The following is a 24,663-nucleotide window of genomic DNA, read 5'->3' on the forward strand; positions in this document are numbered from 1 at the left end:
GCGGATGCTACTATGAGTGATACTACAAAAGAACGCTTATCTGACCATAATGTCAAAGAACTAATTCGAAGAAGTCAAGCCGGAGACCAGGATGCACGCGACTTTTTAGTCGAAAAAAACACTCGATTGGTATGGTCGGTCGTGCAGCGTTACTTACGCAGGGGATATGATCAAGACGACCTTTATCAAATTGGCTGTATCGGCTTGCTCAAATCAATTGATAAATTTGACCTTAGTTATGATGTTCGTTTTTCCACGTATGCTGTTCCTATGATTATTGGAGAAATTCAACGGTTTATCCGAGATGACGGCACCGTTAAGGTCAGTCGAAGTTTAAAAGAATTGAACCATAAAGTCAGAGGAAAAAAAGAAGAATTAATGAAGGTTTATGGACGATCCCCTACAGTGAATGAATTGGCTGAAGCTCTGGGAATGACGAGAGAGGAAATCGTCCAGGCGGAGGAAGTTGGACGATCTCCACAATCTATATATGAAACGGTTTATGAAAATGAAGGAGACCCTATCACACTAGTCGACCAAATTGCAGAAGAGGAAGATAACTGGTTTGAGCAAATTACCCTTCAGGATGTATTAAGCAGGCTTGAAAAAAGGGAACGGCTGATAATCTACTTGCGTTACTATAAAGATCAAACCCAGACGGAAGTAGCCGAACGTTTAGGTATTTCACAGGTGCAGGTTTCAAGGCTTGAGAAAAAAATACTGGCTGATATGAAACAGACGATGAATGATACGAGTTAAACTGCGTTCAATAAGAGCGCAGTTTTTTTGTTGTATGTAATTGTATGTTTTTTTCCAATCGCACACATAATAAGCGTAAGTCACAGACAGGGAGGCGAAATTATGACGACTCCTGTTTATATCCGTATCAAACAATCGATTAATACAGACCATTTATCGACGATACGATTAGGAGATATAGCTCGTATCACTGGATCCAGACGTTACGAAACTGTGTTACCAAATATGGTTGTTCACAAAGTGAAAGCTGATGACCAAAACATAGTAGTTATTGATGGCTTTATGATTATTGAACAAGTTCTTTCTAAGTTTCCCCAAGTGGAAGTAGAACTGCTCGGTCCAACCCAATGTGTCGTTCACATTGAAAAGCATAAAAAGCAACCTTCTCTTTTACTGATTTCAGGAATTTGGCTGCTTCTTTTTATCGGTGCCGCCATGGCCATTATGAACTTTCATTATGACGTAAGCATGGAATCTGTACAGCAAAAACTCCATTTCATGCTCACGGGAGAAGAGAAAGAACACCCTTTATGGATTCAAGTTCCTTATTCTCTGGGGCTTGGAATAGGGATGATCCTGTTCTTTAATCATTGGTTTCAAAAACGTTTTAACGAAGAACCAAGTCCTATGGAAGTGGAAATATTCAATTATCAGCAAGATTTAGATCGGTACGTAGCTGTAAAAGAAAATAAGGTGGAAAAACAGGATGCAGATCATTGAAGCACTTATCGGACTTGCCTCAGGTATAGCTGTGGGGACCGGTTTCGTTGCTTTTTTAACTGTATTAGGGATTGTACCTCGATTAATGCAGCTTAGCCACTCAGAGTCTAAGCTGCGCTTGTATGAGGCAGCGGTTATTCTGGGAGTATTCTTTGGAATATACTTATCGTTTGGCGATGGTCCCATACAAGTATCTATCATTGGTCTTGTGATCTGGGGGCTTTTTCACGGAATCTTTATTGGAATGTTGGCAGCTGCATTAACAGAAGTATTGAATGTATTTCCACTTTTATTTAAAAGAGTCGGTGTAGATGGTTTTTTATTTACTCTTCTTATGGCTCTCGTTCTAGGTAAAATTGCCGGATCACTTTTTCAGTGGCTGATCTTTGTTCGATAACCACTTATAAAATAGAGGAGGTATATGCTTTGGACAAACAAAAACTGAACGAACAGAATTATGAGAAGGCGAGTAAAACTTATCAACCTAAACCTCCTTATGTACTTAATGTAATTAAGGCCTTCATTGTAGGGGGACTAATATGTGTGCTTGGAGAATTGATTACAGAAATGTACGTTCATTGGTTTGACTACTCTGAAAAGGATGCAGGCAACCCGACTGTAGCTACGTTAATTCTTTTGTCTGCATTGGCCACAGGCTTCGGAGTTTACGATAAACTGGGACAGTTTGCAGGTGCGGGCTCGGCCGTTCCAGTGACCGGATTTGCTAATTCAATTACATCTGCAGCACTTGAGCATAAGAGTGAGGGGCTGGTTCTAGGTGTAGCCACAAACTTATTTAAACTGGCGGGGTCTGTCATTGTGTTTGGAGTAGTAGCTGCTTATGTGCTGGGTATTTTACGTTATCTTTGGTCGCTTATTTTTTAGGAGGAATATACTATGGGAAAAACGGGCGTGCAATCATGGTCTTTTACTAATCCAGTTTATATACAAGCTTCAGGTACCGCAGTAGGACCTCTAGAAGGACAGGGGCCACTCAGCAGCACTTTTGATCGTGTTCATGATGATCTTCACTGCGGAGAAGACAACTGGGAGCTGGCGGAACGTCGTTTGATGATAGATGCTGTCCATTCCTGTCTTCAAAAAGCAGGAGTAGACGAATCAAGTGTTGATTTATTTTTAGCAGGTGATTTATTGAACCAGAACGTTACGGGCAACTATGTTGCCAGACAATTAGGAATCCCTTTGATTGGTATGTTCGGTGCCTGTTCTACCAGCATGGAAACCTTAGCTACAGCTGCAGCTTTAGTAGAATCTGGCTACTCGAAACAGGCATTGGTGGCAGTAAGCTCACATAATGCCACGGCAGAAAGGCAGTTTAGATACCCAACTGAATATGGAGGACAAAAACCTAAGACGGCAACCTTTACGGTAACAGGAAGTGGCGCAGCGTTAGTATCGACGGCGCCCTCTCCAGTGAAAATTGAAGCAGCTACTATTGGAAAAGTCATGGATTACAAAATTAAAGATCCATTTGATATGGGATCGGCTATGGCTCCCGCTGCCTGGGATACAATTAAAACCCACCTGGAGGATATGGGAAGAGTACCGGAAGATTATGATGTGATTGCTACTGGGGATTTATCTTCAATAGGAACACCAATTCTACGTGATTTAATGAAGCAGGATGGATATGATATTACACCTGTTCATAAGGATTGCGGTTTAATGGTTTACCATAGTGACCAGCCCGTTTTCAGCGGGGGAAGCGGATGTGCCTGTTCGGCCGTCGTTACCTATGGGAAGTTACTCGATGATTTAAAGCTGGGTACTTACCAGCGTATATTAATCGTCGCCACTGGAGCTTTAATGAGTCCTATGATGATACAGCAGAAAGAATCCATTCCTGGTATCGCTCATGCTGTAGTTTTAACGAAAGGAGAAACCTCTCAATGAATTTTCTATGGGCTTTTGTGGTAGGTGGAGGAATCTGTGTGATTGGGCAGCTGTTACTTGACTTCGCGAAATTAACTCCTGCCCACGTCATGTCATCTTTCGTAGTAGCCGGTGCGGTGCTCGATGCATTTGACTTATATGATAATTTGATTGAATTTGCAGGAGCAGGTGCAACGGTCCCAATTACAAGCTTCGGTCATTCGCTTTTACATGGGGCTATGGAACAAGCGGATGAACATGGCATTATAGGCATAGCTATTGGTATTTTTGAGTTAACATCAGCAGGTATCGCATCAGCCATATTATTCGGTTTTATCGTAGCTGTCTTTTTTAAACCGAAAGGATAGAAATTGATTAGGGAGGTGACATCTTTGAGTGAGCCGTGCAAGACCCCAATTGTGATGAAACTAGAACAAAATCGTAAAGTAATGAATGAACGGGTGGGTGTCGGTCAATCATTTGATATAGGTTTTCGTACGTTGCACCTGCTAAATCATGAAGTTAATCTTTACTACGTTACCGGATTATGTGAAACGCCTATTATCGTGGAACTGATGAGACAGCTATTCGAAATGAATGAATTTGAAAGTGAAAGCGATAAGCGTTCGGTTTTTCAGCAGATCAAAGATGAGATTCCTCACCAGCAGGTTGAAGTGGTTTCTTCAATTGAGAAATGTATCACTCAATTATTATCAGGATTAGTTGTAATTTTCGTACAAGGGGAAACAGAAGCTTTCATCGTAGATGTTCGATCGTATCCCGGACGAACACCAGAGGAACCCGACACAGAGAAAGTTATTCGCGGATCCAGGGATGGTTATACAGAGAATATTATTGAAAATACCGCTCTAACTAGAAGGCGAATTCGTGATGAGCGTTTGAGGCATGAAATCATGCAAGTTGGAGAACGTTCGAAAACAGATATCTGTTTGTCGTATATTCAAGATGTAGCAGACCCGGGACTTGTGAAGCTCATTAAGAAGGAAATAAAAAATATTAAGATTGATGGGCTATCCATGGCTGACAAAACACTGGAAGAATTTCTTGTTCATCAAGGGCGGAACCCTTTTCCGCTCGTAAGATACTCGGAAAGACCAGACGTTACAGCCGCGCACTTATTTGAAGGGCATGTCGTGATTATGGTGGATACATCCCCGAGTATGATTATTACTCCAACTACTTATTTTCATCATGTCCAGCACGCCGAAGAATTCCGCCAATCACCGGCTGTTGGGACTTTCGTAAGGTGGGTCCGTTTTTTTGGGATATTTGCTTCTGTATTTTTGCTGCCTCTCTGGATGCTATTTGTTATGCAGCCGGACTTATTACCCGAGCAGCTATCATTTATTGGACCTAATGAAGAAAGTACGATACCAGTGATCATACAAATTTTATTAGCGGATTTAGGACTTGAGATGCTCAGAATTGCAGCCATCCATACGCCTACGCCACTATCTACGGCAATGGGTTTAATTGCTGCCGTATTAATAGGACAAATTGCTATTGATGTCGGGATGTTTGTACCCGAAGTAATATTATATGTCGCTGTCAGTGCTATAGGCTCATACGCTACACCCAGCTACGAGCTTTCTGTCGCGAATAAGATGTCACGCGTCCTGCTTGTCATATTTGTCGCTATGTTTGGCATAAAAGGATTTATGATTGGTATGACCCTGTATATAATAATACTTGCTCATACGAAATCTCTAAACACTCCTTACCTTTGGCCGTTTCTTCCATTTAACGCTAAAGCAGCACTTCAGATTGTTTTACGGATGTCTATGCCTTCATTGAAAGTAAGACCGAGCATTGTTCATCCTCAGAATAATCAGAGACAAAGGTCGTAATTATATTGCCGGTTCTTTATCAATGTGATAAATTAAAATAAATCAACTCGAGAGATGTTCCTTTTATGAAGGAGCATTTTCTTTTTAAGAGCTACAAAAGGCGGTGTTTTTTATGAATTATGAAACAGACCAGCAAGGAGCGCTTCTGATTGGCGGCATTTCGGCCAAAGATTTAGCCGATCAGTATGGAACTCCCTTATATGTATATGACGTAGGTAAAATGCGAGCAAATGCCAGGGCGTTTGTAAACACCTTTAAGGATTATGATATACCTGCACAGGTAGCTTATGCGAGTAAGGCGTTTTCATCAATTGCTATGCTAGAAGTAGCTCATCAAGAAGGGTTAAGTCTTGATGTGGTATCAGAAGGAGAACTTCATACGGCCCTTGAGTCTGGTTTTCCTGCTGAAAAGATTCACATGCATGGAAATAATAAAAGTATTCAGGAACTGGAAATGGCGGTTGAGAATAATATAGGCTGTATCGTGGTTGATAACTTCTATGAAATTGAACTGCTTCATGCTATTCTGCAAGAACAGCAAAAGGAAATGGACGTTCTGCTCCGTGTAACTCCAGGAATAGAAGCACATACACATGATTACATCCTGACTGGTCAGGAGGATTCAAAATTTGGGTTTGATATGTCCAGTGGTCAAGCAGAAGAAGCCTTTCAAAAAGTTAGGGATGCAAGTCGAATAAACATGAAGGGGCTGCACTGCCACATTGGTTCGCAAATATTTGAAACGAGTGGTTTTGAAATGGCTGCGCGTAAACTCTTTTCAGCTCTTAATGATTGGTCTGAAAAGTATGACTACCAAGCATCCGTCTTAAATTTAGGGGGAGGATTTGGTATTCAATATACGAAAGAAGATCAACCGTTAGACCTGGACCAATATGCACACTCCTTAATAAAGGAAGTGACAGATCTTTCTACCTACTACAGTTATCCTATTCCTGAAATTTGGATTGAACCAGGCAGGGCAATCGTAGGGGAAGCTGGAATTACTTTATATACAGTTGGGTCTATTAAAGAGGTGCCAGGAATCAGAACTTACGTGTCAGTGGATGGAGGAATGACAGACAATATCCGTCCAGCACTTTATCAAGCGAAGTACGAAGCTGTTTTAGCTAACAAAATGAAGGAACGAAGTCATCAAGAATATGCTATTGCTGGAAAATGCTGTGAATCGGGAGATATGCTAATCTGGGAGACTGAACTCCCAAAAGTCGAACATAACGATTTACTTGCAGTTTTTAGTACGGGAGCGTATGGTTATTCTATGGCAAACAATTACAATCGCTTTCAAAAGCCAGCTGTTGTTTTTGTTGAGAATGGCAACCATCAGTTGGTTGTCCGAAGAGAAAGTTATCAGGAAATGACAAGGTTAGATTTATCTTATTTGCACAGAGAGGGGTAGAAAGATATGAAACAAGCAACAATTGAATTTGAAAATGGAGAAAAAATGCTAATAGAATTATATGATGAGGCAGCACCTGGAACGGTAGAAAACTTTGAAAAACTTGCGAATAGTGAATTTTACGATGGATTGACCTTTCACCGTGTCATCCCCGATTTCGTTATACAAGGCGGAGATCCTAATGGAAATGGAACGGGAGGCCCTGGATATACTATAAAATGTGAGACAGAAGGTAATCCGCATAAACATAAACGGGGTACTTTATCTATGGCCCATGCCGGTAAAGATACAGGGGGAAGCCAATTCTTTGTCTGCCACTCTCCACAACCGCACTTAGATGGACGTCATACAGTATTTGGACAGGTGATTGAAGGTGTCGATACAGTAGATCGTGTTCGTCCTGGTGATGTAATGCACAAGGTTAGAGTCGAAGACAAGTAATCGAATAAAGGAAGACATTCATGGTTGTCGATGTTTTTCTCTTGCTCTTCTTAATAGCTCCACTTGGTCTATTTATACATGAGATGGGTCATGTACTGCTCGCAATGATTTTTCGTGCTGAAAAATCCTATATTATTATAGGAGCAGGCAGGCTGATATACAAATTCCGTGTTGGAAAACTGCAAGTATATGTACGTATATTTTTCTTTAACGGCGGCCGCTCAATCAACGAGAAGACTCCATCTTTTTCGTTTAAAGAGAAAGCCTGGATAAGTATGGGGGGCCTCTGTTAAATGGAATGGTGGCTTCTCTTCTTTTTCTGCGCCCAGTGACAGAGCAACCAGAAGGATTCTTTTATTTCTGCATGTTTAACGGATATCTTGCCATAACAAATAGCTTTCCCTTTTATATCAAAGGTGTAAAATCAGATGGCTACCGTTTCTTTCAATACTTTAGGTCGGTCAAGTCTTAGAGGGTTGTTACAAAGGGTTGCATCTTCAAGTGAATTTGTTATTCTATATTTTGTATGTGAAACCAAACATTCCGGGGGAAGCTGAATGAGAAAGAAGAATTGGACATTGTTTATTTTTCTGCTTGTACTAGGATTTGCCTGGGGCATCTACTACTGGTTTGGAATTGTGCAGTAGCTCTTGCGGCTTTATAGGATTAGCGTCGCCGTTCTAAAAAATAGATTAAGAAAAGTTATTTTCATAATTGAGGGGTAACTATGTTAATTCGATATAAAAAATCATTTGAAAAGATTGCAATGGGTCTCTTGTCCTTTATGCCTGGGGTATCAGATCTGAAAATGCTTCAAGGAATCATAAAAGAATATGAGACGAATGAAAATTGGAATTTATTCTTATGGAAAGAAGAAGATATTCTTGGGACCATTGGAATTCGAGTGGAAGGTCGGAAAGTGGTAATTCAGCATGTATCTGTAAACCCATCCCACAGAAACTCAGGTATTGGCAAACAAATGATCCAACGAATTCAAGAGAATTTCGGCGGTCAGTACGAAATTTGTGCAGATGAAACTACGGAGTCGTTTGTGGTAAAGTGTGAAACACAAAGACCTTCTTCACAAGTATAGGAAAGGAGATGTCCAAAGACATCTCCTTTATTTGTGGTCACTTTTATTTTTTCTTAATTTATGTTTATGAATTAAATAGTTATTTTGTAAATTACTCGGGCTTCCATAAGCTACATTCCATTTTGTGCATAAGATTTGAACCTCTTCCCTTAACTTTTCATCCTTAATAGGAAGGTTAATACTCTTGTAAGAATAACCTTTCTCGATTTGTGTTTTCATTTCTTCTAATTTATTGGATAATAAAGAAAAAGAGATACCTACATTTTCGATATGATAAAAGTTAGGTTCAAGCTTTTCTAAGCATCTATTTATAAGGGTAAGTGCTCCTCGAAGATTACCCCTTCGGTAATGGTATAGACAAACGGCAATTTGTATGAGTAAAACCCAAACAGAGAGGCGGTTCTTAGGTTCAACTAATTTCCAATGTTCTTCAAGCACTTCATGGCATTCAAAATAATCTCTCGTCCCATGAAAATGAGCTAAAAACTCTATATACTTCTCAGGGTACATACTGGATACCTCCGCAATCTTTTCACTTCAATAATTATTGTAAACGACCGATGAACAGAACCACAAGCCGTAGTGTACAATTCACTTACTCAACATTTTTTGATACGATAATAATCGTCAATTGATAACAACAAAGGAAGAATACGATGACTAAAAGCTATCAAGTTAAAGTAGATGGATTTGAAGGACCGCTGGATCTTCTTTTGCATCTAGTGAATCGCTACGAAATCGATATCTATGATATCCCAGTTTCTAAAATAACCGATCAGTATATGAATTATATTCATACGATGAGAGAATTAGAGTTAGATCTTGCCAGTGAATACTTAGTGATGGCTGCTTCGCTGCTTGCCATAAAGAGTCAGATGCTGCTGCCTAATCCAACCCTAGAGGAAGTGGATGACGAAGGCTTAGAAGAAGATCCTCGCGAAGATCTTATGAGAAAGCTGATTGAATACCGTAAATATAAACAGGCAGCTGAAGGGTTAAAAGAAAAAGAAGTAGAAGCAAATAGAATATACACCCGCCCGCCTATGCGCCAGGAAGAAGTTCAAGGAGAGGCCCCTGCTATTAAGCCAGGGGAGGCGTCTATCTATGATATGATTCATGCTATGAGTAAAATGCTTTCCAGAACCAATGCAAATGAGCAAGTTCAAGAAACCAAAATAAAAAGGGATGAAGTCCCTATTCAATTGAGAATGGAAGAAATTTTGACTCAAGTTGATTTGCAAGAAGGTGGAACCTCATTTTATCAGTTATTTAAAAAACGATCTCGCCCGCACATAGTCGTTACCTTCATGGCTATCCTGGAATTAATGAAAAGTAACGACATCATTTGTGTGCAGCAGCAGCACTTTGAGGAGTTAATTGTATTTAAAATGGAGGATGCACCATGGAGTTAGAGGAATACAAAGCCATCTTAGAAGGGGTACTGTTCGCCTCCGGTGATGAAGGTTTAACCCGCAAAAAAATAGGTACCCTTCTCGAAATAAGCCAAAAAGAATTAAATGATATACTAGAAGAATTAAAACAGGATTACGAGAGTGCGCACAGAGGCATTACCATCATGGACTCCCATGGGGTTCTGCATCTGACCACCAAACCTGAACATGCCTCTTATTATAAGCGGATGATAGATTCGCCAGGGAATACTCGCCTCTCCCAGGCCGCTCTTGAAACACTTGCCATTGTTGCTTATCAACAGCCTATTACTAGGATAGAAATTGATGATCTTAGAGGAGTAAAAAGTGATCGAGCAGTGCAGACTCTTGTTACCAGAGGGTTAATTGAGGAAAAAGGAAGAAAAGAGGCTATAGGCCGACCTGTACTCTTCGGTACGACGAAGGATTTTTTAATATATTTCGGACTTACCTCTCTAAGTGAGCTACCGCCGCTTTCAGAACTTAAAGAAACAGAAAATTTAGAGGAAGAAGCGGACCTTTTCTTTGGTGATTTTACTGCAACGGATGAGTAGAATCTTAATTTATGAGAAAAGAAGAAGGTCTATATTAAGCGATCTCAAGCTGTTAAGTAAATAGTTTAAAATAACCATGCATATCTAGGCGGTTTCATCTCTAAATCTTTAGAGTTGAAGCCGTATTTTTATGGATTTAGGCTCGTAAAAATAAATATGTATGGATCCAACTATCGTAAGGAAATTAGTCCAAATAGTTATTCATGGTTTAATCACCTTTTTTTCATCCCTGCCTAAAACATATAGATGAAAATTTCATCGTCCCCTGTAACAGAACCGTATTGTCTCGAAACTGAGTTTTACAGTAACGACCTATTGCGTAATAAGGTTCTTATGAAGAATCATTAAACTTTAAAAGAGCCAAAAAATAAGAGAAAAAAACTTCTTTCTTCAGTCCATTAGCTTAGGAGCATGATTATTAGTTGCAGGTGGCTAGTACTCATAAGCTTGTACCGGGAAGCATAAGGTAAATCAAATGACGAAAACAGGGAGGTCCCCCGGTGAAAAAGTGTATATTATCTTCTTTATGGTTAGCAATGGTTATATCACTTCTTATAAGTAATCCCGTACAGGCAAATCCAAACCTATCCGTTTCTGCTGAGCATGCGGTATTGATGGATTCTGAGTCAGGCCGCGTCTTATACGAAAAAGATGCTTATGAGGCGTCCCTGATCGCTAGTACAACTAAAATTATGACTGCTATTATAGCAATTGAATCAGGGAAGATGGAGGAGAAAGTAAAAGTAAGCAGTCGAGCGGTACATACAGAGGGTTCTTCAATTTATTTAACTGAGAATGAGAAGATCCCTCTTAAGGATTTAGTCTATGGTTTAATGCTGCGTTCAGGGAACGACTCAGCGGTGGCGATTGCCGAGCATGTAGGGGGAAGTGTGGAAGGTTTTACACAAATGATGAATGAGAAAGCTCTTTGGCTCGGTATGAATAACAGTAACTTTGAGAATCCGCACGGCCTGGACGGGGTGGAGCACGTATCAAGTGCTTATGACCTTGCCTTATTAATGGCTTACTCGATGAAAAATGAAACATTTAGAAAAGTTACCGGAAGCGAATCTTTTCGGTCTGAAAACAGAGACTATGCCTGGATGAACAAAAATAAGTTATTGACTAAATACTACGCACCTGCAAATGGAGGGAAAACTGGATTTACAAAGAAAGCAGGCCGTACTCTGGTGAGCAGTGCCGAGAAAGATGGCATGGAATTAATTGCTGTTACCTTAAATGCCCCAGACGATTGGAATGATCATCAGCGTATGTTTGAATGGGGGTTTGAAAACTTTGAGTCGGTCAAACTCCAATCTGAGGGTACAGTTGAAACCAATGGCCAAAGCTACTACTTGCCTCGTGACATTTACTTCCCACTTACTGCAACTGAAAAAGAAGAGGTAAGAGCAACTTTCTATAGATATAATGGAGTAGAACAGGACAATCTAGCAGGTATGCGTCAATTTATGGTGGGAGAGACTCCACTTGTCCAGGCATCTGTATGGCATGAACGACCTAAGAAATCCCTTATATCCGGAATGAAAAGTTTTCTTGGCAGGATTACGGGGGTGGTGCCGTGGTCAACTTAATCTGGGCCCTGCTAGCTATTATAGGAATTGTTTATGCAGCCTTTAACGGAACGATGGAGGCTGTGAACAAAGCGATTTTTTCTACCCTGGACGAAGCTGTAATGATCGCGCTGAGCCTTGCTGGAGTACTTATTTTTTGGCTGGGACTTATGAAAATCGCGGAAGAGGCAGGATTGCTCAGAGGATTGGCTAAGTTATTCAAACCCTTTGTAAGAAAAGTCTTTCCAGATATTCCGGAAAACGATCCAGCTCTTGGTTACATTCTTTCAAATATGACAGCTAATATTTTCGGCCTGGGAAACGCAGCCACTCCCATGGGCTTAAAAGCAATGAATGAACTTAAGAGATTGTCAGACTCTCAGGAAGCCAGCAGGTCTATGATAACGTTACTAGCTATCAATACATCCTCCCTTACTTTAATTCCAACCACCGTTATTGCTATTCGTATGAAATACGGCTCAGAAGACCCTACCAGCATTGTAGGTGCAACTATTCTGGCCACCATAATTTCAACATGTGCTGCTCTTTTAATTGATCGATATTTTTATTATCGAAGAAAAAGGTTGATGAGAACATGATCAGCATATGGTTAATCCCAGGGATTATTTTAATTGTACTCATTACAGCAACTCTGAAAAAAGTTCCTGCTTACGAGGTGTTTGTAGAAGGCAGTAAAGAAGGTATGCAAATTGCTATATCATTACTTCCCTTTTTATTAGGCATGATGGTGTCAATTGCTATTTTTCAAGCTTCCGGAGCTATGGGAGCTATTTTACAACTTTTTGAACCTGTAACAAGAGCGGTAGGATTTCCTGAAGAGATTCTTCCTCTTGCTTTTATACGCCCCATATCGGGTACGGCAGCCTTAAGCATGACAACCGAGCTCATCCGAACATACGGACCGGATTCATTTATCGGACAGCTGGCCTCGGTCATGCAGGGGAGTACTGATACGACATTGTATATCATTACTATATATTTTGGGGCTGTGGGAATAAAAAAAATGGGAGATGCTTTAAAGGTTGGACTATTGGCCGATCTGGTTGGTATAATAGCTTCTATAGTAGTTGTAGTCATCCTATTTAGTTGATAGGATGACTTTTTGTGCAAATGTAGCTATAATGTGTATAATGTTAAGGAGCTGACAAGCCGCGCTGGAATACATCAGCGTGGCTTCCTGTTGTGTATAGATTAAAGAGTGAAAAGGCTGGTGACCAGAGATGGCGGAAATGGAAAGACTGCAGAAAGTAATCGCCCATGCAGGTGTAGCTTCTCGTAGAAAAGCAGAAAAAATGATTATAGATGGAAAGGTTAAAGTGAATGGTGAAGTAGTTAAGGAACTTGGAACAAAAGTGAGTTCGAATGATGATGTTGAGGTAGAAGGAGTACCAATTGTGAAAGAGGCTCCGGTTTATTATTTGCTCTACAAACCCCGTGGTGTGATTTCAAGTGTAAGCGATGATAAAGGCCGTAAAGTTGTCACCGATTATCTGCCGGAAGTGGATGAGCGGATTTTTCCAATTGGAAGACTTGATTACGATACCTCTGGCTTACTCCTTTTAACGAACGATGGCGAATTCGCCAACCTTCTTATGCATCCAAAGCACGAAGTAGATAAAGTGTATATTGCAAAAACCAAAGGAATTCCATCACGAGAGCAGCTTCAGCAATTGAAAAAAGGAATAAATGTTGATGGAGAGTACTTAAAAGCTGTTCACGCCAAGATTAATTCTTCTGATCCGAAGAAGAACAGTGCGATCATCCAGGTCATCCTTCATGAAGGAAAAAACCGTCAAGTACGCCGGATGTTCGAAGCTCTTGGTTATCCTGTCGATAAGCTTAAGCGTGAACGATACGGTACGCTTGATTTACATGGGATGAACGCTGGAGACTCACGTCCATTAAAACCTCACGAAGTTAAGCAGCTTCGACAGCTTGCAGAAAAAAATGTTGAATAACGTTCAAATTTTCCGTTTCCAATCAATGTTATAATGAGTTGGGAGTGAATGATATGAAAGAACAAACACTAAAGAAAAAGCGTAAAAGGCTCGTTTTTCGTACCGTAATTCTTGCCGTAATGGCTGGGTTGGTTATATTTGCTCTTATTTCCAACGCAAAAGAAGAAAAGTCCGTGATAGCTCAAGGAGAACAAGCTCCTAACTTTCAACTGAAGAAATTTGGAAGTAACGGGGAAAGTATATCCTTAAATGATTTAAAAGGAAAAGGAGTTATGGTTAATTTCTGGGCCACGTACTGCGGACCCTGTAAAGATGAAATGCCGTATATGGAAGAATTGTATCCTGAGTTTAAAGAAAAAGGGGTAGAAATCCTGGCAGTTAACCTCGATTCCACTGAAATAGTCGTACAGAATTTTATAGACCAATACGGTTTAAGCTTTCCGGTTTTACAAGATAAAAACGGACAGGTTATGGATTTATACAACGTGAGCAATCTCCCTGCGACTTTATTCATCAACTCCGAAGGTGAAATTGTAGAGAAAGTAATTGGCCCACTTACGCTAAGTAAATTGGAAGGCCATTTACAGAAGATTGTACCTGAGGAGTAGAGTTTACTTGATATTGTGAGGTTTTAATATGAATGAAATTACATGTGAGTGCGGTCATGTGAACCCGGAAGGGACGGTTCTATGTGAAGCGTGCGGGAAGCCGATTGAAGGGAACCAGCATATCAATGGGAACGAAGATAAAAAGCTTTTAAACATGAGGTATGATGGCAGTGCCCGGCGGTCTCAAACATATAACCGCACCATTGTGGACAAAATTTGGAATTTCTTTTCTTCTGTGAAGGTTGGTGTGTGGCTGATTGTTCTTACGTTAATTGCTTCAGCGGTGGGTACCATTCTTCCACAGGAAATGTACATACCTCCTAACGTAGATCCAGCTTTACACTATAGAGATCAATATGGTCTACTGGGCCAGATCTATTACCAGCTTGGTTTTCATAATTTATTTAGCTCATGGTGGTATATGTTGTTACTTGCCATGATTGGTGTTTCAATTGTCATTGCCAGTATCGACCGGTTTTTCCCTCTTTATAAGACATTGAAAAAACAAAAGCCAAGGCGCCATGAAATGTTCATGAAGAAACAGCGTATTTTTGGTGTGACAGAGTCCAATCAGATAGACTTGGAGCTTTACAAAAAGAATTTAAAAAAGCGTCGATTTAAAATTTACGAGCAGGATGGTCACATTCTTGCTGAAAAAAATCGCTTTGCCCGCTGGGGGCCCTATGTAAACCATATAGGTCTCATTATATTTTTAATAGGGTCATTGCTCCGGTTTGTCCCGGCATTTTACATTGATGATTTTATATGGGTACGTGAAGGTGAAACTTCCATGATTCCAGGAACAGAAGGTAAGTATTATATAAAGAACAAAGACTTTATCTTGGAAACCTACGATGAAAACGATCAAACAGATGCTAGATTTAAAGAAGCGATTCAAAATCAAGGCGGACCAATTCCCAAAACCTTTCAGACTAACGCAGTTATTTATGAACGGACTGATGAGATCGTCCCTGGAAAGGAACCAGAATTAACAGAACTTAAAGATACTCAAGCTAAAATGAACCATCCGATTAAATTTGATGATTTTGCTCTTTATCAAGCAAGTTATCAGTTGAATGAGTTTAAAGAAATGACATTTAAGATTCATGATAAAGGAAATGAAGATACAAACTATGGAGAGTTTACGGTTGATTTGACTGATCCTAAAAATGAATATACTCTCGATAGCGGCTATCGTGTGGAGATAGATGATTATTTCCCTGAATATGAAATGCAGGATGGCGCGCCCGTATCTGTATCCAAATTTCCAAAAAATCCTGCTTTTGTATTTACACTTTACCCTCCTGATTCCGATGAAGCAGAAACTAGCTTTCTAGGAATTGGAGCCAATGTGGATGCAAGTGGAGAAAACAATTATAAAATTGGACTTGTCAATTTCGATGTCCGTGACGTAACAGGACTCACTGTTAAGAAGGATCACACGCTTCCACTTATTGCTTTGGGTGGTGCCATTTTTATGATAGGTGTTATCCAGGGAATGTATTGGAACCACCGGAGAATTTGGCTTCAGCCTAAGGAAAATGGAGTATGGATTGCCGGGCACACGAACAAGAACTGGTATGCTCTTAGGCAGGAGATAAATAAAGTGATTTCTGGAACTCATATTCAGGAGCCCCAGGATCAGTATGAAATGAAAGAATAGAATTTATTAGTGTTTGAGGAGGATAAAAATGGGAGATTTAAGTGCAATTAGTGGAAACTTACTATATGCTGCTTTTTTCCTTTATTTGATCGCAACGTTTTTCTTTGGGGCAACGATCCGGGATAAAAAGAGAACGAAAAGTAGAACTGCGGGGAATATAGGAATATCTATTACAATACTGGGTTTTATAACTCAAGTGGGTTACTTCATAACAAGGTGGATTGCAAGTCACCATGCACCAGTTAGTAATTTATTTGAATACACCACGTTCTTTGGAATGATGCTGGTGTTTGCATTTATTGTACTGTATTTTATTTACAGAGTGGATCTGCTTGGTCTTTTTGCATTGCCTATAGCTTTGTTAATCATAGCTTTTGCCAGCATGTTTCCGACTGAGATTTCTCCATTAGTACCATCTTTGCAATCACACTGGCTCTATATTCACGTCACGACTGCTTCATTGGGCCAGGGTATATTATCCGTCAGCTTTGTAGCAGGACTGATTTACTTAATCTCCCAGATCGATCAGTCCAAAACCAGCAAGCACACATCGTGGCTCGAGTTCGTCATTTATACAATAGCTGCAGTTGTAGCTTTCATCGTTCTATCGTCTACCTTTAGTGCATTGAATTATCAATCGGTTTTTCAAGCGCCAATTGAAGGTCAGCAGGCGGAAATTACTTATCAGATGCCTGCCGTTATCGGACCCTCAGGTGGAGAGTTAATTACCGAGGAAGCTATGCAGCCACTTGTTGAGGCACCACAGTGGATGCGTGGTGAGGATGCTGCTGTTAAGTTAAATACCTTTATTTTAGCCTTACTTGGCGGTCTTGTAATATATGGAGCAGCAAGACTCCTGATGAGAAAAAGAGTTGGGGCTTTCCTACAGCCTATGCTTAGGAAGAAAGTAAATCCAGAATTGGTCGATGAGGTTTCTTACCGCGCCGTTGCCATCGGTTTTCCTGTTTTTACTTTAGGTGCTCTTATTTTTGCCATGATCTGGGCCCAGCAAGCATGGGATCGCTTCTGGGGCTGGGATCCTAAAGAAGTGTGGGCATTGATCACCTTCTTTTTCTATGCAGCTTATTTACACCTGCGGCTTTCAAGAGGCTGGCAGGGGATGAGATCTGCGTGGCTTGCCGTTGGTGGTTTTGGAATTATCATGTTTAACTTAATTGCGGTAAATTTGGTGATTTCTGGACTTCACTCCTATGCATGATTTATTCTTAAAGGCAGGAAGGGTTTTTACCCCCCTGCCATTTTTATTTATGAAATGAAATAATTAGTATTAATTAAGGGTGGTTAGACTTATGGAACAAGAAGCCAGAATATTAGTAGTGGATGATGAAGATCGTATTCGACGTTTGATCCGCATGTACTTAGAAAGAGAAAATTATATTATTGACGAAGCAGAAGATGGAGACGAAGCTTTAAAAAAAGCAATCGATGTGGATTACGATGTCATTCTGCTCGACTTAATGCTCCCGGGAATGGACGGTATAGAAGTTTGTAAAGAGCTGCGGGAAAAGAAAGCAACTCCAGTCATTATGCTTACCGCCAAAGGGGAAGAAGCAAATCGTGTGCAAGGCTTTGAAGTGGGTACTGATGATTATATTGTTAAGCCATTTAGCCCGAGAGAAGTGGTTTTAAGGGTGAAAGCTCTGCTTCGCCGGTCTTCCTCTACTAAATTTTTGGAAACGGATACTTCTGCAAGAAATGTCCTGGTATTTCCGCACATGACCATCGATAATGATGCGCACCGTGTAACAGCCGAAGGAAAAGAAGTAGCATTAACTCCTAAGGAATATGAGCTCCTTAATTACATGGCGCAGTCCCCTGATAAAGTTTTTCACAGAGAACAGCTTCTCAAAGAAGTTTGGCAATATGAATTTTTTGGTGACCTCAGAACCGTGGATACTCATGTGAAGAGATTAAGAGAGAAGCTAAGTAAAGTTTCCGCTAATGCGGCAGGTATGATCGTTACAGTATGGGGGATTGGCTATAAGTTCGAGGTAAGTGGAGAATAATGTTCTGGCGCAGTGTGGTAGGTAAACTGTGGTTTACTATATTATTTCTTGTATGCTTTGTCCTGTTTATTCTAACGGTCTTACTATTAGAATTTTTTCAGAATTATCATATCCAGCAAGCAGAGAGTCAATTACTTCAGACTGCTTCTAAAATTACAGAGGTAGTTGATAGGTATGAAGATAGAGATCTGCTTCTTTCTACTACGGCACTTGTTAAGAATCCTGCGAGCCGGGCATTGATCACTTATGGACCTAATGAAGTGATTATTAGTGATAGCGAATCACAGGCGCTTCCCAAAATGACTTACAATTGGATCTCTTCCGATAACGATTTATCCAAAGTCATAAGTGAAGGGCGTGATGTGAAAAAGGTTACAGAAATAAAGGAGTTCGATACAGAGGTTATGGTAGTAGGAACTCCTTTAACAGAAAGAAATGGTGCTGTTTTTGTTTATCAATCTCTGGATACGATTGAGGAAACTTCTGAACAGACCACCAAAATTATTTTCCTTGGAGCAGGGATTGCTATTATTTTGACTACGATCTTTGCTTTTTTCTTATCTACCCGTATCACATCCCCCTTAATCAAGATGCGTGAAGGTGCCCTTGAGCTTGCTAAAGGGGAATTTAACACAAAGATCCCTATTTTAACTCATGATGAAATAGGAGAGCTTGCTATGGCTTTCAATCGCATGGGACGTCAGCTTAAATTTCATATTAATGCCCTAAATCAGGAGAAAGAACAGCTTTCGGGCATATTGCGCTCGATGGCAGATGGAGTTATTACCATCAATCGTGAGGGAGAAGTTCTGATTTCCAACCCTCCAGCCCAGCAATATTTGGAAGCTGATAAGTTTGAGAATGATGAAGAAGCTACATTGAGTCCAATTAATTTGCCTGCTCCTCTTTATGAACTTTTTGATGAAGTGATATCTAAAGAACAGGAAGCGATGACTGAAGTATCCTTGCAAGGCCGCTCCTGGGTCATTATTATGACTCCATTATACGATAAAGACACTATTAGAGGTGCAGTTGCGGTCTTAAGAGATATGACAGACGAGCGCAGACTGGATAAACTTCGCAAAGATTTTATTGCCAATGTTTCTCATGAACTACGAACTCCTATCTCAATGCTTCAAGGGTACAGTGAAGCAATAGTAGATGATGTTGCGGAGAGTAAAGAAGATAAAAATGAATTAGCCCAGATCATCCACGATGAATCATTGCGAATAGGCCGACTGGTCAATGAGTTATTGGATTTAGCTCGAATGGAAGCGGGTCATATAAATTTATATGTAGAATCCGTAGAAATGACTTCTTATATGGACAAGATTGAACGGAAGTTTCAAGGACTTTCCAAGGAACGACAGGTTGCCTTAACAATAAATGTAGATCCAAATCTAGAATGGCTTTATTTTGATGCTGATCGGATTGAACAAGTATTTACTAATCTCATTGATAATGCCATTCGACATACAAGTGAGCATGGATCCGTAAACGTAATTATTGAGGATGGAGAACATGAATGGATGGCATCTGTACATGATTCTGGTCAGGGAATTTCTGAAGAGGATCTTCCATTTGTATTCGAACGTTTTTATAAAGCAGACAAATCAAGAAAAAGAGAAACATCTAAGCATAAAAAAGGAACGGGTCTAGGACTGGCTATTGCTAAAAATATTGTGGAAGCCCATAATGGAATAATCAGTGTGCACAGTAAGGTGGAAGAGGGGACTACTTTTTCTTTCAGAATCCCAAAGAGGATAGATTTTACAGATAACTAGTTGCTAAATGTCGAAAAGTGAGTTAATCTAGTAATGGATAAATAACTTCATATTGAGTGGATTCAGGTGCCTGAAAGGGCTTAAAACGGGAACTCGGTTAAAGGCCGGGACTGTCCTCGCAACTGTATGTGAATACGAAAAGGAAATTCCACTGTGCAAATGCACGGGAAGGATCCTTAGTAGGATGACGCACAAGTCAGTAGACCTGCCTGATCCCAGTGTTTCAAAGCTTCGGGGATTGAGCGTTTGAGACAACCGATCGGTTCTATGTAAATATTTTAACTAAACCATCTGTTTGTCTTAAGCTTGCCTTTAACGAAGGCAGGCTTTTTTTGATGGATACATAGTGTTAGGTTGTCCATTCGTCCTTTCGAAAAAGCCAGTACTAAAAAATGAGAGGATGGAAGCAAGATGAACAAACTTTATGCTTTAATGTTGGCGGTTTTATTAACGGCAGGTATCTTAAGTGGGTGTGGCACACAGAAAGAGGAACAAGCCAATGCCGTTCAAGAAGAGGAAAAACAGGAAGTCAGTGTCCAAATAGAGATCTCCAAAAATAATGGAGAGAAAACCTTAGCTGATAAAGAACTTTCCGTGGAGGAAGGCGCTATCTTGATGAAAGTCTTGGAAGATAATTTTGAAGTAGAACAAAGTGATGGAATGATAAATAGTATTGAAGGAATATCAGCAAATCAAGATAAGAAAATGGCGTGGATGTACACAATTAATGGAGAGGAAGCCCAAGTGGGAGCCAACGACTATGAATTAAAACAAGGCGATGAGATTGTATTTGATTACCATTCATGGGAATGATGGAAAATGAATATTTATAAAATCACCTTAATTGCCATGCTTGCCTCATTAGCGGTTGCGGGCAGAATTGCTCTAAGCCATGTTCCTAATGTACAGCCGGTAACTGCCATTATCATTTTGACAGGGTTTTGGATGGGACCCGCTGCAGGTCTAGTTATGGCATTCTTAACAACCATTGTATCCAATATGCTTCTTGGGATGGGCTACTGGACTATATGGCAGGTAGTTGCATGGTCAATTATAGGTTTGGTTGCAGGTCTACTTGGAAAATATAAATCAGGTCTCCCCGTCTGGGGCCTTTCCATATATGGATTTCTCTCAGGTATATTTTTCGGGCTGGTTATCTCGCTTACGATGCGTTCTATTGGTCAGCCTTTCTGGGCTTATTATTTGGCGGGATTGCCTTACGATCTAAATCATGCTATTTCAACAATCATTTTCATCTTAGTTCTTTCTCCCGTTTTAGGTACATTGTTTAAACGTTACAAGAAGAGAAATGGACTTACTGAAAAAACACCACATATTGGAACAACCAATTATCGTTCTTAGAAACACAGGATGCCAGGGATCCCCTGACGCCTGTGTTTTTTCTATCTATTTGGCTCTTTAAACTTCCGTATTAATTTTAATGTAAAGCTCCCGATACTGGAAGACTCCGTTTCGAGATAACTCGGGTCCGTTGCAAACATTAGATGAGGGCGGCTACGGAAACAACACGTCTTGTTCCATCACCCAGACACTCGAGACATAAGTCGCTCATCAACGGATTGAAAAACCACAATCCTTTTGATGGTCGGCTTATGCTGGTCGTGTCTTTCGGGGTGATTCCACATTTGAACACTTTCCTGCGGGGGAACTGGCAAGCCTCCTCAGTCGTTAACACTCCTTGTGGGGTCTCACCTAGCTCCTTCTCCCGCGGGAGTCTCGTCGTTTCCTCCGCCACCCCAACGATATCTAGTGAACGGACCTTTCCAGAAGAGGAAAGTTCTTCTCCTTAATCTGCATTAAATGCTTTTATAACAGGCTATCGTACATCGTTATATCCTGAAAACAGGTGTAAAACCATACGTCTTACTTCCACATCAAGCAGGTATGTTTGATGTGATTTCGAGCATCTGATTTGGCCAGGTCCGGAGGGGGATGATGAAGACTCCTGCGGGATGAACATGATCGGTGAGACCCCGGAGAGCGTTAGCTCGAGGAGGCTCAGCACATGCCCGCGGAAAGCGAATCATCCCCCGCAGGACCTTTAAACTAATCCGATATCTCGAAACTGAGTTTTCAACTAAACGGCCCTTTAGCTTAATAAGCCATTGGTGAAAATTAACAGGAACGTCTAAGAGATCCATTTATTTATAAATCCCTTTTAATAGCCCTTCCTTTATATCTTTTTTTAAATCCTCATATTAAGATAGTGATGTAACTTTTTTCTTACATATAACGACTAAATAGATAAGTGGGAGGTACCATTAGTGAAAACGTTCTTTGACGAACTTTACGAAAGTTATCATCATGATTTGTTTCAATATTTAATCTACATGGTCAAAGATCGCGATCTCGCTGAAGATCTTGTCCAGGAAGTTTATATAAAGGTGCTTAAATCTTATCAGTCTTTTGATGGGCGGAGTACTGAAAAAACTTGGCTGCTATCTATAGCGAGACATGTAGCGATTGATCACTTCAGGAAGCAAAAACGCAAACGGAATCGAATTATGGATTTTTTTGATTGGAATGAAAAAGGGGAGCAACTTAAAGATTATGCTTCTTTGCCGGATGAAATCGCAATCCAAAATGATGAAATGAAGCAAGTTTATAAAGCACTGGATAATTGTACGATAGATCAAAGAAATGTAATTATTTTCAGGTTCATACAAGGGTTGTCTATACAAGAAACAGCAAAAATATTAAATTGGAGCGAGAGTAAAGTGAAAACGACTCAGCATCGAGGAATGAAAGCCTTAAAAGAGATGATGGATAAGCCTGTAGAAGGGGGGGTACAGCGTGAAGCGTAAAACTTATAGCGAAGATGAATTAAAAGAATTGTTAGGAGAATTTCCGAAGATTGAAGATAAGCAAAACAAAGAAAATCTTTATCGCTCCATAGAGCCTAAGCTTAATAAACGAAAAAGAAGAATCGCTCCCTGGATAACTCCGAGTATGGCTACAGCTGCAGTACTGCTTATCCTTGCAATTGTTCTCCCTGTTTTATTGAGTTCACTACCTACCAATGAATATAGCGGCTCAGCTGATCAGGAAGAAAGTTCCACTGAGTCTGCAAATGAAAGTGGCCGGGACCAGGCAGAAACTACTGAACAAAAACCTTCAGAAATTGAAGATTCCAGTAGAAATGAAGATACTACTCCTTCCTCTGATAATAATGAAACAGAATCACCCTTTACACTCCAGGATCGTTCTCCGGACATAGAGTCTTACGTTCTTCCCGGAAAAAATGGAGAGGTAGTCGTACCATTTACAGTAATAAAACCTGGTGATCAGGAAGATAAAAATATTTCTTCACTCGTTAATCCTGCAGAGTGGGGATTGGCTGAAGATCTAATCAAGGATTTAACCTTTAATATTGATGAAGAAAGAAACCAGGCTGAGGTCATTTTTCCGGATAATTTTTCCATAAGCGGCAGTGCCTACACATCCATTATATCCGAGAGTATCCGGTGGAAATTGTACCCTTATGAGGTGAAAAACATTAAGCTTCAGACAGAGAGTGGATCACCAGTCGTCCTTGGCAATCTTGGAAAAATAGAAACTCTTCCTGTGGTTGAGCAAAATCGATATTATTATCAAATTTACAGCGATCAGGGCAGCGAGCGTCAATTTCTCGTCCCTATAAAGGCTGAGAGAGAGCTCTCCATTCAGGAGGCGTTAAATCGAATGAAGGAAAAGCATACTTCTAACAACGTAGATTCTGCTGTACCCAATCATGTAACCTTTTCTTCGGTTGCAGTGGAAGGATCTGTTCTAACCATGACAGTTGAACACGAGTCATGGGCAAGCGATCAGCAATTAATGATGATGATTGATGCGGTGTTAGCTACAGCTAAGAACTTCGGTTTTAACGAAGTGATCTTCGATAATATTAACCATGAAATAAATTCATTCTACAACTTAAACGAACCTATCCCGGTGCCCACCTTTATAAATCCAATAGATATGAATGAATAACCTAACGCCCCGTATTATGGATACGGGGTTTTTAATCACTTTAATAGGTAAGCAGGGAGGGGACATGTTAGAATTAGGGGGACGTAGTAAAGGGGACGGTGCAGGTTGGATAAAGAACAATTAAGGATACAAGTGACTGAAAAAATAAAATTAATCCGTGTGGAATATGGCTATACGCAATCAAAAATGGCTGAAGTGCTAGGCTTGTCTAAAAAAACCCTTGTCCAAATTGAAAAAGGACGCACAATTGCTGGATGGACCACAGTGGTGGCCGTGTGCGCTCTTTTTCAAGATAGTGAAGTTTTAAAAGGCGTTCTTGGAGATGCACCCCTTGAAATTGCAGAAACCATTGCTCACCACCAAGTGGAACGTCCGGTTGGTAAAACGCTGGGAGGGAAAGTATGGTGGACAACGCTCAAGGAAAAAGAAGGTTTTTTACTGCAGCAAAATATGATAAGCAAGCATTACCGGATTATAGATGATCAATTTGACCGCTGGTTTTCTACGTTTGATGAGGGAGAAGCTTATAGAAGGTTTGAAGAGCTGGATAAATGATAGGATCCCTTAAAAAAAGAACCCCTTCACATTCGGAAGAGGTTCTACTTTATTATTCGTGCTTGTGCGCATTTCCTTCAAAAGGGGATTCTGCAATCTTAATAGAATCTGTAGGGCAGCCATCGAAGGCATCTTCCATGTCTTCTTCCCACACTTCAGGCACTTCCGAAACACCCTGGTTATCATCAAGTACAGAGTAAGCAATCCCTTCGTCGTCATAATCATATATGTCAGGTGCTGCAGCTCCACAAGCACCACATGCGATACACGTTTCTTGATCAACCATCGTATATTTAGCCACGACTGAT

General features: G+C 40.4%; 29 protein-coding genes and 1 riboswitch. Of the genes, 27 read left to right on the plus strand and 2 right to left on the minus strand.

Annotated features, from left to right (window positions below; translation table 11 throughout):
• Positions 1-12: 12 nt before the first annotated feature.
• The 11 genes from sigF to ACTWP7_RS16865 all read left to right on the plus strand — a co-directional run bounded on the left by sigF (position 13) and on the right by ACTWP7_RS16865 (position 8,191).
• Positions 13-759 carry an RNA polymerase sporulation sigma factor SigF gene (gene sigF, locus ACTWP7_RS16815; protein WP_014643585.1) on the plus strand — a complete coding sequence of 249 codons (747 nt, stop codon included), beginning with the start codon at positions 13-15 and terminating at the stop codon, positions 757-759.
• A gap of 102 nt (positions 760-861) precedes the next feature.
• Entirely contained in the window at positions 862-1,479 is a 618-nt protein-coding gene (locus ACTWP7_RS16820; protein ID WP_443124199.1) for a stage V sporulation protein AA, read from the plus strand.
• A complete protein-coding gene (locus ACTWP7_RS16825) occupies positions 1,466-1,876 on the plus strand; it encodes a stage V sporulation protein AB (protein ID WP_089750204.1) in 411 nt (136 codons plus the stop codon). The genes ACTWP7_RS16820 and ACTWP7_RS16825 overlap by 14 nt, the downstream gene beginning before the upstream one ends.
• Positions 1,877-1,905: 29 nt before the next feature.
• Positions 1,906-2,364: a stage V sporulation protein AC gene (gene spoVAC, locus ACTWP7_RS16830; protein ID WP_443124200.1), complete on the plus strand. Its 459-nt coding sequence runs from the start codon at positions 1,906-1,908 to the stop codon at positions 2,362-2,364.
• A gap of 12 nt (positions 2,365-2,376) precedes the next feature.
• Positions 2,377-3,393 (plus strand): stage V sporulation protein AD, encoded by a 1,017-nt coding sequence (gene spoVAD, locus ACTWP7_RS16835; RefSeq protein WP_443124201.1) that lies wholly within the window; start codon positions 2,377-2,379, stop codon positions 3,391-3,393.
• Entirely contained in the window at positions 3,390-3,740 is a 351-nt protein-coding gene (gene spoVAE, locus ACTWP7_RS16840) for a stage V sporulation protein AE (protein WP_014643580.1), read from the plus strand. The genes spoVAD and spoVAE overlap by 4 nt, the downstream gene beginning before the upstream one ends.
• Before the next feature lie 54 nt (positions 3,741-3,794).
• The gene (locus tag ACTWP7_RS16845) at positions 3,795-5,240 is read left to right on the plus strand and encodes a spore germination protein (RefSeq protein WP_443124253.1); all 1,446 of its coding nucleotides are present in this window, start codon (positions 3,795-3,797) and stop codon (positions 5,238-5,240) included.
• 112 nt (positions 5,241-5,352) lie between these two features.
• Positions 5,353-6,657: a diaminopimelate decarboxylase gene (gene lysA, locus ACTWP7_RS16850; RefSeq protein ID WP_443124202.1), complete on the plus strand. Its 1,305-nt coding sequence runs from the start codon at positions 5,353-5,355 to the stop codon at positions 6,655-6,657.
• A gap of 6 nt (positions 6,658-6,663) precedes the next feature.
• The gene (locus ACTWP7_RS16855) at positions 6,664-7,098 is read left to right on the plus strand and encodes a peptidylprolyl isomerase (RefSeq protein WP_224892645.1); all 435 of its coding nucleotides are present in this window, start codon (positions 6,664-6,666) and stop codon (positions 7,096-7,098) included.
• A 20-nt stretch (positions 7,099-7,118) separates the two neighbouring features.
• Complete coding sequence (locus ACTWP7_RS16860) at positions 7,119-7,391, plus strand: site-2 protease family protein (RefSeq protein WP_443124203.1); 273 nt, start codon at positions 7,119-7,121, stop codon at positions 7,389-7,391.
• A 434-nt stretch (positions 7,392-7,825) separates the two neighbouring features.
• Positions 7,826-8,191, plus strand: coding sequence for a GNAT family N-acetyltransferase (locus tag ACTWP7_RS16865; protein WP_443124204.1), 366 nt, complete (start codon positions 7,826-7,828; stop codon positions 8,189-8,191).
• 27 nt (positions 8,192-8,218) lie between these two features.
• Here ACTWP7_RS16865 and ACTWP7_RS16870 read toward each other — a convergent pair whose 3' ends face one another.
• Complete coding sequence (locus ACTWP7_RS16870; RefSeq protein WP_443124205.1) at positions 8,219-8,701, minus strand: DUF309 domain-containing protein; 483 nt, start codon at positions 8,699-8,701, stop codon at positions 8,219-8,221.
• Positions 8,702-8,847: 146 nt separating this feature from the next.
• Between ACTWP7_RS16870 and ACTWP7_RS16875 the strand changes: the two genes are divergently transcribed.
• The 16 genes from ACTWP7_RS16875 (at position 8,848) to ACTWP7_RS16950 (ending at position 24,355) form a co-directional block, all read left to right on the plus strand.
• Positions 8,848-9,603 carry a segregation/condensation protein A gene (locus ACTWP7_RS16875; protein ID WP_443124206.1) on the plus strand — a complete coding sequence of 252 codons (756 nt, stop codon included), beginning with the start codon at positions 8,848-8,850 and terminating at the stop codon, positions 9,601-9,603.
• Positions 9,594-10,175, plus strand: coding sequence for an SMC-Scp complex subunit ScpB (scpB, locus tag ACTWP7_RS16880; RefSeq protein WP_443124207.1), 582 nt, complete (start codon positions 9,594-9,596; stop codon positions 10,173-10,175). Before ACTWP7_RS16875 ends, scpB begins: the two co-directional genes overlap by 10 nt.
• Before the next feature lie 500 nt (positions 10,176-10,675).
• Positions 10,676-11,767, plus strand: coding sequence for a D-alanyl-D-alanine carboxypeptidase family protein (locus ACTWP7_RS16885; RefSeq protein ID WP_443124208.1), 1,092 nt, complete (start codon positions 10,676-10,678; stop codon positions 11,765-11,767).
• Complete coding sequence (locus ACTWP7_RS16890) at positions 11,755-12,345, plus strand: nucleoside recognition domain-containing protein (protein ID WP_014643570.1); 591 nt, start codon at positions 11,755-11,757, stop codon at positions 12,343-12,345. Before ACTWP7_RS16885 ends, ACTWP7_RS16890 begins: the two co-directional genes overlap by 13 nt.
• On the plus strand, positions 12,342-12,857 hold the full coding sequence (locus ACTWP7_RS16895; protein ID WP_443124209.1) for a spore maturation protein: 516 nt from the start codon (positions 12,342-12,344) through the stop codon (positions 12,855-12,857). The genes ACTWP7_RS16890 and ACTWP7_RS16895 overlap by 4 nt, the downstream gene beginning before the upstream one ends.
• A 139-nt stretch (positions 12,858-12,996) precedes the next feature.
• The gene (locus ACTWP7_RS16900) at positions 12,997-13,725 is read left to right on the plus strand and encodes a pseudouridine synthase (RefSeq protein ID WP_443124210.1); all 729 of its coding nucleotides are present in this window, start codon (positions 12,997-12,999) and stop codon (positions 13,723-13,725) included.
• A gap of 53 nt (positions 13,726-13,778) precedes the next feature.
• On the plus strand, positions 13,779-14,333 hold the full coding sequence (gene resA / locus ACTWP7_RS16905) for a thiol-disulfide oxidoreductase ResA (protein WP_443124211.1): 555 nt from the start codon (positions 13,779-13,781) through the stop codon (positions 14,331-14,333).
• Positions 14,334-14,361: 28 nt separating this feature from the next.
• Positions 14,362-15,996: a cytochrome c biogenesis protein ResB gene (gene resB / locus ACTWP7_RS16910; RefSeq protein ID WP_443124212.1), complete on the plus strand. Its 1,635-nt coding sequence runs from the start codon at positions 14,362-14,364 to the stop codon at positions 15,994-15,996.
• 28 nt (positions 15,997-16,024) lie between these two features.
• On the plus strand, positions 16,025-17,215 hold the full coding sequence (gene ccsB / locus ACTWP7_RS16915; protein WP_014643565.1) for a c-type cytochrome biogenesis protein CcsB: 1,191 nt from the start codon (positions 16,025-16,027) through the stop codon (positions 17,213-17,215).
• A 91-nt stretch (positions 17,216-17,306) separates the two neighbouring features.
• Positions 17,307-18,023 (plus strand): response regulator transcription factor, encoded by a 717-nt coding sequence (locus ACTWP7_RS16920; RefSeq protein ID WP_014643564.1) that lies wholly within the window; start codon positions 17,307-17,309, stop codon positions 18,021-18,023.
• Positions 18,023-19,807: an ATP-binding protein gene (locus ACTWP7_RS16925; RefSeq protein ID WP_443124213.1), complete on the plus strand. Its 1,785-nt coding sequence runs from the start codon at positions 18,023-18,025 to the stop codon at positions 19,805-19,807. The genes ACTWP7_RS16920 and ACTWP7_RS16925 overlap by 1 nt, the downstream gene beginning before the upstream one ends.
• Positions 19,808-19,854: 47 nt before the next feature.
• Positions 19,855-20,034: riboswitch (cobalamin riboswitch) on the plus strand.
• Between the two features lie 184 nt (positions 20,035-20,218).
• Positions 20,219-20,620: a DUF4430 domain-containing protein gene (locus tag ACTWP7_RS16930; RefSeq protein WP_443124214.1), complete on the plus strand. Its 402-nt coding sequence runs from the start codon at positions 20,219-20,221 to the stop codon at positions 20,618-20,620.
• Between the two features lie 6 nt (positions 20,621-20,626).
• On the plus strand, positions 20,627-21,169 hold the full coding sequence (locus ACTWP7_RS16935; RefSeq protein ID WP_443124215.1) for an ECF transporter S component: 543 nt from the start codon (positions 20,627-20,629) through the stop codon (positions 21,167-21,169).
• 923 nt (positions 21,170-22,092) lie between these two features.
• Entirely contained in the window at positions 22,093-22,632 is a 540-nt protein-coding gene (gene sigX, locus ACTWP7_RS16940; protein WP_443124216.1) for an RNA polymerase sigma factor SigX, read from the plus strand.
• A complete protein-coding gene (locus ACTWP7_RS16945; RefSeq protein WP_443124217.1) occupies positions 22,622-23,800 on the plus strand; it encodes a hypothetical protein in 1,179 nt (392 codons plus the stop codon). The genes sigX and ACTWP7_RS16945 overlap by 11 nt, the downstream gene beginning before the upstream one ends.
• 105 nt (positions 23,801-23,905) lie before the next feature.
• Positions 23,906-24,355 carry a helix-turn-helix transcriptional regulator gene (locus ACTWP7_RS16950; RefSeq protein WP_443124218.1) on the plus strand — a complete coding sequence of 150 codons (450 nt, stop codon included), beginning with the start codon at positions 23,906-23,908 and terminating at the stop codon, positions 24,353-24,355.
• Between the two features lie 52 nt (positions 24,356-24,407).
• Here the strand turns inward: ACTWP7_RS16950 and ACTWP7_RS16955 are convergent, their stop codons facing one another.
• Complete coding sequence (locus ACTWP7_RS16955) at positions 24,408-24,656, minus strand: ferredoxin (RefSeq protein ID WP_443124219.1); 249 nt, start codon at positions 24,654-24,656, stop codon at positions 24,408-24,410.
• Positions 24,657-24,663: the final 7 nt, after the last annotated feature.

The organism is Halobacillus sp. B29 (assembly GCF_052246755.1).
Classification (GTDB): domain Bacteria; phylum Bacillota; class Bacilli; order Bacillales; family Halobacillaceae; genus Halobacillus; species Halobacillus halophilus.